The organism is Psychrobacter sp. (genome assembly GCF_041554015.1).
GTDB lineage: Bacteria > Pseudomonadota > Gammaproteobacteria > Pseudomonadales > Moraxellaceae > Psychrobacter.
Map to the genome: position 1 here is coordinate 1 of NZ_JBFFMS010000032.1, position 11908 is coordinate 11908.

Consider the following 11908-nt stretch of genomic DNA (forward strand, 5'->3'; position numbering starts at 1 on the left):
GCTTCATGATCTACGTCTACAACGAAGATTGCGTCAGGTAGGCCGCCCATGTCTTTAATACCGCCTAGTGAACGCTCAAGTTTTTCCATATCGCGAGTACGCTCTAACGCTTCACGCTTAGTAAGCTTAGCGAAAGTACCGTCTTCTGCTTGTTTTTCTAGCTCTTTTAGACGGTTGATTGACTGGCGTAGTGTTTTCCAGTTGGTCAGCATACCACCTAACCAGCGATGGTCAACGTATGGCATGCCAGCACGTGCTGCTTGCTCAGCGATAACGCCGCTAGCTGCGCGCTTAGTACCAACAAATAATACTTTGTTTTTCTTAGCCGCTAAGCCGTTAACGTAAGTCAATGCTTCGTTAAATGCTTTTACCGTGTGCTCAAGGTTAATGATGTGAATCTTGTTACGGGCACCAAAAATATATGGACCCATTTTTGGATTCCAAAAACGTGTTTGGTGACCAAAGTGAGCGCCGGCTTGTAATAGGTCGCGCATCTCGATTTTGGTTGGATTCTTTGTAGCCATGTTTACTGTCCTGTTGGTTGGGTTATGCCTCCACATCACAAAAACTGCCTATCTAGCGACACGCATTTGCTAGGAGTTAGATGAAATAAAGCACCTAACTGTGCAGCAAATTAATCAAGTCGCCAAACACCCAGCAATTTTTTGCCATGATGTGTGTGTCATTGGTTGATGGGTTGTTTTAAAACTCTAAGCTAAGATTTGACGCTACAGAATACTATAGGTTAAAAATAACTGGGGTGTATTTTATCATATAACGCTTAGTGACTGCTAGCGCTATTATAGGCTTTAAGTCGATGATAACGCATAAAAAAACGACGTCTGAGCGTCGTTTTTTTTAAATTTATATAAGCTTAAGCGATACTGATACCGATGACCGCTTTGTAGCCTCGCCAGGTAAACGGCGTGATATAGCTTTGGCGGTCTTTTGGCAGATAAGGAATGCTGGGTATCCCCTCAATGATTTTGGGCGGTGAGATAATAAAATCGGCGCCAAACTCAGTACGGGCGTTACCAGAGACGGTATTTGCCATCTCACCCAGCAAGTCTTTCATCATCGTTATAGAGGAGTCAGGCTCGCCCATTACTTTGATGACCTCGCGCAGCATCGTGCTTGGGGCGCTGACATAGACGCAGCCTTCAAGCGGTCCTGATATTTTAATCATGCCGCTATAATCATAACCAACTGCATGCTTATTACTGTTTAAATACGGCGTATCAATCACCACTGCCTCACCATCAATCTGGGCAAAAAATGCATTGATTGAACTTAAAAAAACGCCTAGTTTTTCTACATTAACCATAATTGTTTATCGTCCATAGTTATCATCACGGGGCTGTGTATTTAATCTTGCAAGCAAACCACAATCTCTCCGATTTGACTGCGCCAACTTACTGGGATGATAAAAGAACGGCCACTTTTAGGCAAAATGATACTTTGCGGTGAGCCTTTAAAAACAAAGGGAACAGAGATATGAAATTCTGGACCAAATTCGTGACGGGCATTACCCGAAACCGTATTGGCAACCTCGCCTGCTAAATCGACCAGATTGTCCTCACTTTTATCCATCTCGCCCATATTGTCTAGAATACTGCTCAATAATGCCGTAGTCGCCGTAAAATAAACCACCCCTTTTTGCACCCCTGATATACCGATAACGCCGGTATAATCATGGACTTTTGGCTGCTGGTTTTCTAACAAATATGGCGTATCAACCACCAGCTCATCATTACCAAACTGCGTAAAGTAGTTGGTAATGATACTCACAAAAATCTGTAAATTTTGCTCTTTCATAATGTGTGTTCTTTAATAAGGTATTTATTAAAATAGTTGGTCAATATCAGTCTTGTACCAGCTCATATAAAGACTCTACCAGCTCTTCTTCTGAAAAAGGCTTACACAAGAAACCGCTTGCGCCCAATGACAACGCTTCAATACCAGTCGATTTGTCAGACAAGGCTGAGACAACCAAGATACGAACGTCAGGGTCAATAGCAATGATTTTTTCAATACATTCAAGCCCGTCCATTTGCGGCATGGTCAAATCCATGGTGACCACATCAGGACGATGGATATTAAACTTCTCAAGCGCTTGAACCCCGCTGGTTGCCGTAGCAACCAACATAAACTGCCCTGAGTCATAAGCACGCTGAATACGGTTTCGAATGATGTTTGAATCATCGACGATCATTAATTTATACATAGATTTTTTAGTGTCCTTAATTATGCAGCAGGCAAGGTAATGACAAAACGGGTCATTTTTCCAAGCTCAGTATTTACATTCAGCTTACCGTTGTGCTCTTTGACCAAAGCCTTGATGACGTCTAAGCCCACACCGCGACCACCATCTTCATCGGCATGCTCTTTGGTCGAGAAACCAGACGCAAACAAGGTTTTAAGCAGATCACCATGAGTCATCTGACTCGCCTCTTCCTGCGTAAAGCGACCATCAGCAATCAGCTTATGACGAATGCCTTCATAGTCAATCCCTTGACCGTCATCTTGCAGTGCAATGATTAAGTTTTGACTGTCACGCTGCATCTCTAAGTCGATGCTACCGATGGCAGACTTGCCCGCTGACTGACGCGCTTCAGGTGACTCGATACCATGAACCACTGCATTACGTAGCAGCTGAATACTGATCTCTTTGATCGGTTGTTTGAGGCGTTCAGGGATATTGACGTGCGCCAAATTATGACCATTTAGCTGTATTCTCTTGCCTTGTCTAACAGCGATGTCTTTGGCAAAATCCTGATAATAAGACAGATGCTCGTCATCTGCTTCATCACTCAAATCGATCTCATTACCGCCATCGATATTTATGTTAGTGGTAACACCGTCTGCTACTTGAGCTTGAGCAACACTTGGTTGTGGCGCAGTCTTGACTGGCTCTACAGGTTTTGCACTACTGTTGGCTGTTGGCGCTGCTTGATTGATACGTTCACCTAGCGTTTCAATGGTATTCGACAGGCTGAGTAAGTCATCTAAATGCACAGCGAGCGGTAAGAAGTTATTGCCTGAGAGCTTGCCTTGATTTTGTAGTGCATCAAGCTTATCTTCAGCATCTGATGCGATTTTGGTAAAGCTATGCAATTTAAGGGCAGATGCCTCACCTTTTAAGCTGTGCATTTCGCGATAAATCGCTTTTAATTTGCCTTCAAGCTCAAATTGCGAGCTACCAGGATTTTTTAAGATATTGTTCATCTTATCGATATGAGCTTTGGTATTATTAATAAATTCATTAATAATTTTTGGATTGACGTTTAGGATGGTGGTCAACATCTCAATCTGCATATCATTTTGCGAGCGCTCTTTTTCTAGGCGCTGCTCTAGATAAACGGCATCTGAGACGTCATTAACGTTGACCAAAATACGGGCAATGTCTTTATCTTCATAGACACGTGAGAATTTAAAGTCTAAGAAGCGACTGGTGGTATTCTCTTCGCCAGAAGTATTGTGTAGCATGACTTTGTGCAATGGATTTAAAGAATCAACCAGTTTTTCTTTAACACGCGGATTATATAGCTGTTCGATAAATTGGCGGGTGGTTCGCAAATCTTTGTCTGAGATACGACCTCGTAGGACATCGGCAAAGTTTTCGCCTGCCAATCTATCTTCACCAATGATGCCGTTTAACGCGCGCGAATGCTGCTGACCAATATTCAAATCTTTGTCTAACAGGAATAGACCAGTATTCACCGTTTCCATAATTTCTTGTGTTTCACGGCGAGCAGCTAATGCCTCAGCATCGGTATCACGTAGGCGACGTACAAAGAAGAAAACGAAAATTAGGAAGTATGCAAAAATAGCAGCAACACCCAATACCTGAATGAGACGAATAGTGCTTGCTTGGCGCTCAGCGTTAATAAACACCTCATCGGTAAGCTGATCTAATGAATCATTAATCAGCAAACTTGAGGTTTTTGCTTGTTCAACCGCTTGAATCAATTCATCAGATGAATCGACCATGATGTTGTCAGCGTCTTTGAGGTAAGTCTGAATCTTAGGCTCTAAAAGTAACCACTGCTCATTTGCGGCAGCGACTTTAGCTTGAGAGTTGTTATTGATTTTCGGTAATTCATAGCTTTTGCCATCGATATCGGTGATTTCACCACCTTGTTCAATGGCAGTAATAGAGCTGGTAATAAGTGCTGTATTTTGCTCTAAGCGCTCTAATACTCGTTGTATATGCGGTGAATTGGTGTCTTCACCGTAACTGCTGTCCAAGTCAAACAAATCTTTAATAACCGCTTGGGCACTGTTAGCAACTTGGTTGGTTTTATCAATTAAAACCGTATTTCTTTCAAGCAAGCTTGAGGTATAAAAAGTAAACGCCAGCAAGGCGCCAATCAAAGATAAAAATAGTGCAATCGAAATAATCAGACTGCGATAGCGCTTATTATCGACATTATGTGTGGTTGCCATCTTTATAGTCCCTTAGCTCGCTTGTTGATTAGTTGAAGTAGTTTTATTCACAGGTTCAGCCGCACCCAGCCACTTCTCTTCAATCTTTTTAAATGTACCTTTTGCTTTTAGCTTGGTAATACCTTCGTTTACACTCTTGATCAGCTTGGTGTTTTCCTTTGCCATTAAGACCACCTGCTGTGCTGAAGGCGCGTCTGCTGCCTCATAAGGTACAATCTTAACTTTATGTTCTGGATAGCCTTTTATAATATACTGCAGCACTGGCATATCATATAAGAACACATCAGTATTACCTTGCACCAAGTCCTGATAAGCCAAAAATGCAGTAGGTCTTGAAACCAATTCAACCGAACTACCCATCTCCTTTAGAGTATCTTCTTCTTTAGAGCCCTCTAAAGTACCTGCTTTTAGACCTTTAATATCGTTCAAACCTTTAATATCAAACTTCCCTTCCAAGTACATAATCGTAGCCGGATTGAAAAAGTAAGGTGTTGATAACCCATATCTTACTGCACGATCATCTTTATAAGAGATACCAGAAATAGCTAAATCACGCTTTCCTGACTCCACACTATCGAACATGTCTTGCCAAGATTCTTTATAAAACTCAACTTTAAAACCTTGCTCTTCCCCAATTGCTCTAATCGAATCAACATCAGTACCTTGCATGTTGCCATAATCGTCTTGAAATGAGAAAGGCGGTAAATCGCCCGTCATTGCCACCTTCAATGTTGGGGCGGTATCAGGCAACTTACTGACAAAATTGTCTTTATTTTCCGTTACTGTTGCACCAGCTGCATTCGCATTGTCTTGAGTACTATTCCCACACCCAAATAAGCCAACACTCAATACAAACGGTAATGCTCGATATAATTGCTTCATCTCTTATCCTTAAGCCTCAATTTTATTCAAAAAATCAGTTATAAAAACAATCCTGTAAGTTTGAGCAGGTAATAAAAACACTTCATTACAGAAAATTACCTTAGATAATAATTGAGCAACTCAGCCATTGCAATCACTTTGTTTTAATATAAAAAACAATTGTTTATATATAATAATGAAAGTATATACAACCTATTGCGTGGGTTTAATATTTTTATAGATAAAACCAAGTGTGTGAAGGCTTGCACCAAATATAGATAGTATTAATAGTGGTAAAAAAAGGATAAAAAAAGCATTCAGACGATGAATACGTACTGAATGCTTTTTTACTGATACATAGCTTTACTAATACATAGCGTTTATCGGTTAATCACTCCGCATTATCCAAATTCAGGTTGCGATCTATCTGCCAAATCAAATAACAACCAAGGCTCATCAGTGCAAACATTGCAATACCAACCTTAAGCACCGGATTGACAGGAAATAAGTTTAATAATAATCCCCCAAAGATACCGACTGAAAACATCAGTGAGCCTTGTAAGGCGCTTGCCATACCGGCGCGGCGCTTTTGAAAAGCAAGCGCAATTGCCGATGCGTTTGGCTGCGTCAATCCTAAACCGGCAATACAAAAGAAAATACAGATTAAAACCAATGGTAACCACGCATCCGTACCAAAGATCAGCCCTATCCCAAACAGCGCCCCCGCCGAGATAACCTGCATCATCGCGCCAAAGCGCAATATACTCAAAATACGAAAGCGATTGGTCAACCATTGGTTCAGCTGCGTTAGGGCCACAAAGCCTGCGGCATTCATCCCAAATAACCAACCAAAATGCGTCGCTGACATGCCATAAGTATCCATAATCAGCTCAGAGGCTGAACTGATATAGACAAACATTGCGCCCATTAATAACCCACCGCCGATGGCTGGATAATTAAACGTCGGGTCTTTGAGTAAGTCCCAGTACTGACTCAGCACTTCTTTGGCAGGACGGATATTACGGTTTTCTTCGCTTAGCGTTTCAAAAAAGAAAAACTTAGTGAGTAATAAGTTTAGCGTACCAAAAGCAGCTAAGAACCAGAAGATAGAGTGCCAACTAAAAAACTGTAAAAAGACTGCACCAAGTGATGGCGCTAATATAGGCGCTAAACCCATCACCAATATCATAATAGAAAATGCTTTGGCGGTTTGTTTGGCGGTTAGACGATCACGAATCGCCGCACGGGTCACGACGGCGCCCACGCAGGCACCAAGGGCTTGCAAGGTACGACCGACGAACAATACATACTCATTATTGGTGGTGGCACAAATAACAGAAGCAATTACATATAAAACCATGCCGATATATAGAGGCTTAACCCGACCAACGCGATCACTAAATGGCCCATAAAATAACTGCCCAAATACTAAGCCGACAAAATAAGCAGGCACAGAGTTTGCCATAAAGGCTGTCGAGACACCAAAATCATCCGCCATCGATGGTAACGCTGGCAGATACATATCAATAGATAAAGGTCCTACCGCAACGATAAGACCCAGCATCATAATCCATGCAACAGGCAAATCGGCAGAGCGCACGCGCTCAGCAACTATCGGTTTATTAGGAAGGGAAGATTTTGGAGCAGACATAGTTAAACCATTTGATCTAGTGATTGTTATTTTATTTTTATTGAATTTTTTGATAAACCGCTACGCAAGCAGACAGTCTTATATCGCACTGTCTGCCTATATTTCAATAGAAGCATCACATTAATAAAACAAAATTTAACCAATAAAACAATGCTTGATTTGAAATAGCTTGAAGTTAGCTAAACACCAAGCCATCTAAATGGCATTAACGGAACTGACGCTTGCCAAATACGGTACTGGCTTGCTTGGCTTTTCTAAGTGCCAGTTTACGATTGCGCCCAAACATCATCTTTAACTGCCAGACTTTTTCTATATATAAAGTCGTTGCAGATTGCTCAAACATGGCGTTGATCACACGTTTACTTGCCAGCACAGCATCAGGTGAGCGTTCAGCAAATTCAGCGGCAAGTTGCTGTGCTTGCTCAAGCGGCGTCTCACTACAATGACTGACCAATCCTAGCTCTTTTCCTTCTGCCGCATCAATAATACGAGCTGTCATTGCAAGCTCCTTTAAGATATCAGCGCGTACCACCCCATACCCAGATTGTGTCAAGCCCATGTCAGGTACCAGTCCCCATTTGGCTTCCATAATAGCCAATTGACAATCAGGATGGCTGATACGAATATCACATGCCAACGCCAGCTGTAAGCCCGCGCCAATACAATAGCCTTCAAGCACGGCAATGACAGGCACGGGGACATCTCGCCATACCAAGCACACGCGCTGAAATGAGCTTTGCCAAGGTTTGATCAGCTCCCATAGCGCAAAAGCTTGGTTTTTGGGGTGATTTAAGTCGCCCAAATCGATACCCGCGCAAAAGGTGCCTTCAGCACCATTTAAAATCACCGCACGGATGGTTTTATCTTTACTGATGCGACCTGCTACCGCAATCAATTCTTCGACCACTTTAAAGCTCATGGCGTTTTTTTTCTCTGGTCGATTGATGGTCACGGTTAAGATAGCATCGGTCACACTAACTTGTAATACTTCATACTGATAAGTGGCAAGAGTATGCATAATCATCCTTAATAACTAACATCATAGGGGGTATATAGACTGATATTAACAGCCTTGTCTAGCCCCTACCTTATTAATAACTGACTGCCACGATATCGTTCGCCTTTACGGCCATCAGACTGCGTCTTAAATCATTTTCCAAGTCATATCATTTTCACTCAAACGATGATAATTAAGCTGTGGATAAGCGGACAAATCAAGCGTCTGCAAATTGTTTAAAGCGGTCAATAAAGCCTCATAATAAGGCTCTAACATCGCAAACTGCGCAGGGGTAGTATGCTGGATATTTAATAAACACTTATCTTCTAAATCTTGGCTGGCTTGGCGCAGTTGTGGCACACCTGTATAACGACTGCCGCCCAATATCCGGTGCGCGATTTGTGCAAGCATACTGCGATCGTAGTCCTCCCATGCTTGCATCAGTGCTTGTTTTTCATCATTAACGGTATCGATCATCATGATGATAAGCTTGGCAGCAAGATCTGGCTTATTGGCTGAGCGCGTCAAGGCATCTTGCCAATCTAGGATATCTAAGGTATTAAATACAGAAGCGTTCAAGTGACTGTCATTTTGCAAATATGGCGGATTGCCTGATAATTCGTCTTTATGGTCAGATGTTTGAATCGACTGCGTGCCAAATGCTGCTTGCCCTTGTTCTTGAAAACGAAGGTTTTCATAACGAGGCTGCGTATCACGCAGGTTTTCACGCCGATAGTCTTCACGCGGTTGACTGCTTCGTAGATAGTCATCACGGATTTTTTTCAGTGATAAAGGTCGTTTAACTCTTTTCTCATGGCTCATCTTGGCTGGTGTATGGCTTTTGACCTGCTCACTTCGAATCATCTGATAAGTAGGCGGCGCAGCGCTGTTAGGAGCAAATACGGAAGTTTGCGGTGGCGTATGTGATATATCCGCATTTTGCACATTGGTACTTTGGGCGTCTATGGTTTTTGACTCTACGCCTTGTAAGTCACCTGCGATACCAAGACCTTGTGGATGCTCAGCATTTTCTGCTGTTAACGGTGAGGATGAGGCGCTACGCCCAAGCCATTTTTGTAATACTTGTAGTAGCTGCGGCTGGCTGATAGGCTTACCAACATAATCATTGATGCCACTTGCGACTAATTTATCGCGCTCGTCCGCCAGCCCATGAGCCGTCAGTGCAATGATAGGAATATGACTGTCTGCTGCTTCAATCTTACGGATTTGACGCGCTGCTTCATGCCCTGACATACGTGGCATTTGAATATCCATAAAAATAAGATCGATTCTGTCTTTGGGTTGGACGTTACTCTTGTCTTCTGTGGTTACGTCTTCGCTAGGTAGCGTGCCGACCGCTGATTTGCTGATCTCATCGCGTGTGACCGCTTTTGAGATTTGCGTTTTTTTCGACAGGCTTTGTTTTTCAGTTTTGGTATGCTTGATCTTTTTCGCTTGTTGCTTACTGATCAGCTCTATCGCATCAAAGCCATTACTGGCGGTAATAACCTGAATGCCAAGCTCACTTAGCAGTGCATCAAGTACCAGCAAATTTGGTAGATGATCGTCAACTGCCAACACGGTAATACCCTTCCAGCGCGGTTCTACGATACCAGTAGGTTCGCTACGCTTTTGTGTATCAAGCATGGCATATAATTGCCTTTTATCTAAAGGCTCATACAAGATATTGGCATGGTAACGATTGAGTAGTGCTTGATCAGCAGCAACTTGATAACCAAAGACTGCAAGCTTGCCTTGATAATGTAGGCGAATTTGCTTCAGTAGCGCCATCATATCGTCTTGGGTATCATCATCAACGATAACCCAGTCCCAATAGTTACCGCGCTCTTTTAACGATTCAAGCAAACCTGGTAATGAGTTGGCTTGGGTCAACTTAATCGGCAAATATTGCAAGCTGGCTTTTAATACTTGTATAGAAGCAGTATGGTTAATCCAAATAAGGACATTGAACTCATCGGTTGCACTTGCTAAGGGCGCTAATACGGGCAGCTCAATAGTTTGCCTGGTCGCAGCCTCTATCACATCGACATGCGCTGGCATACGAAACCAAAACGTTGCACCCTGATTTGAGATATTCTCTTGCATATTGTCATAAAAACCAATATCGCCGCCCATCAGCCGCGTCAACTGTTTAGAGATGACCAGACCCAATCCTGTGCCACCATATTGGCGCGTGATAGATGGATCTCCCTGACTAAAGCTTTGAAACAGCATCTTTTGATCAGAGAGCGAGATACCTTTACCACTGTCTTGCACGCTAATCATCAAATAATTGTCTTGATAATCATCTAAGCTGACACGCACCACCACGTCACCGCTATCAGTAAATTTAATCGCATTACCAACAATATTGGTCAATACTTGCTTGAGGCGCAGCGCATCGCCATTGATACGCATCGGTACATCATTATAGAAGAGTACCGCCATGCGCAGACCTTTTTCTGCCGATACCGGCGACAGCATGTCGACCACATCATAGATGGTGTCATAAAGATCAAACTCATGGCGGTCCAGTACCAATTTGCCTGCTTCAATCTTAGAGAAATCAAGCACATCATTAACCAATGCCAATAAGTGCGCGGATGATTTGCGGATGGTTTGTACATACAGGTCTTGTTCAGGATTGAGCTCACCGTGACGCGCGAGCAAATTGATAAAACCATCAATACTATTGAGCGGTGTACGCAGCTCATGGCTGATATTGGCTAAAAATGCTGATTTGGCTTGGCTGGTTGAAATTGCGGCATCACGCGCATTACGAATAGAGATGTTCTGCATTTCCATCTCATCAAAAGCCAGACGCAAATCATCTTCGGTCTGCTCTGCATGTTCTTTTAGCTCTTGAAAGCTGACATATAAACGGCGTAATGTTCTTACCAAATCTTGTTGTAATAAGTTCAGCTCACCATCTGACTCAACAGGGATCGGCTGATAAAGGTTATCGACATGCGTACGCTGTAGTTGCAGCCGCAGCTCATAAATCGGTGCAATCCAGCGTTTTGAGTAGATATTAAGACTTAATAGGAGAATCAATAGCGTGAACAAACCGGTGATCACCAATGCCATCGCAATACGATAACGGGCGATATATAGCGGCTCGCTATCCATATCGACTAATAGCCACAGCGTTTGATCGTCGAACTCACCCAATATGCTACCGTAAGCCGTACCGATGGGCGTTGGTTTTTGTGCCAAAAAACGCTCTGTTGGATCAATAGCAGGCCACACCTCGTCCGTTCCATAGCCAACTGTCGCAAGGACCTCGTTGCTCTGATTGACAATAGCGATACGCTGGACATGTTGCTCTGCGCGCATACGCCCAAGTTTGTCTTGAATATCCTCTAGCGTCGCTATTGCCGCCTTTGAGGCAGTGTCTGTAGAGGTCGCATTATCGTTTTTTGCTGTTGAGCCCTTGGCATCATTTTGCGCTAACAGCTCTGGGACTATCTCCGCAATCGTTGGCGAGTAGCGAATAAGTACCGCCTCAGCCAATACCGCTTGCTCTGAATTACTGGCGCGCATGGTTTCATAAAATACCAAAATACCGCCCACGGCTGCGAGTAAGCAGATGGGTAAGAATACCAATATCACCAGCTGACCATAGGCGCTACTGGTATCAAAACGTTTTTTGTGAGCCATGCTGAGTACCCTCTCCACTACTGTTTTTACAGCCGATATTTTACAATGCTGTTACTGATTGCTTATATATCATCTATCCATGACTATATCGCTTGCGATTATCTTAACAGTATTATGTCAAGGGCTGTTAGACAATCGTTGATAACGCTCTCTGCGCTAAGCGCGGTCAAAAACAAGATGTTATAATCGCGCTCATTTTTATTTGCCACAATAAACACCTGACAGCCGCGCTGTATTCCCTTATTATTGTTAACGCATTTATTGGTACGTGATGAGTTAACGCCTCCATACCA

General features: G+C 43.0%; 9 protein-coding genes. All 9 read right to left on the reverse strand.

The features are described 5' to 3' along the window. Nucleotides 1–524, reverse strand: a 524-nt coding sequence (rpsB, locus tag ABYU67_RS08920; protein ID WP_372844653.1) for a 30S ribosomal protein S2, incomplete at its 3' end; no start/stop codon positions are given. 350 nt (nt 525–874) lie between these two features. After that, nucleotides 875–1324, reverse strand: a complete 450-nt coding sequence (locus ABYU67_RS08925; RefSeq protein ID WP_372844654.1) for a chemotaxis protein CheX — start codon at nt 1322–1324, stop codon at nt 875–877. Nucleotides 1325–1365: 41 nt separating this feature from the next. Beyond that, complete coding sequence (locus ABYU67_RS08930; protein ID WP_372844655.1) at nt 1366–1815, reverse strand: chemotaxis protein CheX; 450 nt, start codon at nt 1813–1815, stop codon at nt 1366–1368. A 46-nt stretch (nt 1816–1861) separates the two neighbouring features. Then, complete coding sequence (locus ABYU67_RS08935) at nt 1862–2224, reverse strand: response regulator (RefSeq protein ID WP_011512755.1); 363 nt, start codon at nt 2222–2224, stop codon at nt 1862–1864. 20 nt (nt 2225–2244) lie between these two features. Further along, nucleotides 2245–4446: an ATP-binding protein gene (locus tag ABYU67_RS08940; protein WP_372844656.1), complete on the reverse strand. Its 2202-nt coding sequence runs from the start codon at nt 4444–4446 to the stop codon at nt 2245–2247. A gap of 12 nt (nt 4447–4458) precedes the next feature. Further along, on the reverse strand, nt 4459–5328 hold the full coding sequence (locus tag ABYU67_RS08945) for a transporter substrate-binding domain-containing protein (protein ID WP_372844657.1): 870 nt from the start codon (nt 5326–5328) through the stop codon (nt 4459–4461). Nucleotides 5329–5698: 370 nt separating this feature from the next. Next, nucleotides 5699–6958, reverse strand: coding sequence for a multidrug effflux MFS transporter (locus tag ABYU67_RS08950; RefSeq protein WP_372844658.1), 1260 nt, complete (start codon nt 6956–6958; stop codon nt 5699–5701). 205 nt (nt 6959–7163) lie between these two features. Then, nucleotides 7164–7976: a crotonase/enoyl-CoA hydratase family protein gene (locus ABYU67_RS08955; RefSeq protein WP_372844659.1), complete on the reverse strand. Its 813-nt coding sequence runs from the start codon at nt 7974–7976 to the stop codon at nt 7164–7166. A gap of 126 nt (nt 7977–8102) precedes the next feature. Continuing rightward, nucleotides 8103–11615: an ATP-binding protein gene (locus ABYU67_RS08960; RefSeq protein ID WP_372844660.1), complete on the reverse strand. Its 3513-nt coding sequence runs from the start codon at nt 11613–11615 to the stop codon at nt 8103–8105. Nucleotides 11616–11908: the final 293 nt, after the last annotated feature.

Excerpts from the sequence above, each read along its gene's own strand:
- ABYU67_RS08925 (WP_372844654.1), bottom strand. The coding sequence starts at position 1,324 with ATGGTTAATGTAGAAAAACTAGGCGTTTTTTTAAGTTCAATCAATGCA.
- ABYU67_RS08930 (WP_372844655.1), bottom strand. The coding sequence starts at position 1,815 with ATGAAAGAGCAAAATTTACAGATTTTTGTGAGTATCATTACCAACTAC.
- ABYU67_RS08935 (WP_011512755.1), bottom strand. The coding sequence starts at position 2,224 with ATGTATAAATTAATGATCGTCGATGATTCAAACATCATTCGAAACCGT.
- ABYU67_RS08940 (WP_372844656.1), bottom strand. The coding sequence starts at position 4,446 with ATGGCAACCACACATAATGTCGATAATAAGCGCTATCGCAGTCTGATT.
- ABYU67_RS08945 (WP_372844657.1), bottom strand. The coding sequence starts at position 5,328 with ATGAAGCAATTATATCGAGCATTACCGTTTGTATTGAGTGTTGGCTTA.
- ABYU67_RS08950 (WP_372844658.1), bottom strand. The coding sequence starts at position 6,958 with ATGTCTGCTCCAAAATCTTCCCTTCCTAATAAACCGATAGTTGCTGAG.
- ABYU67_RS08955 (WP_372844659.1), bottom strand. The coding sequence starts at position 7,976 with ATGCATACTCTTGCCACTTATCAGTATGAAGTATTACAAGTTAGTGTG.
- ABYU67_RS08960 (WP_372844660.1), bottom strand. The coding sequence starts at position 11,615 with ATGGCTCACAAAAAACGTTTTGATACCAGTAGCGCCTATGGTCAGCTG.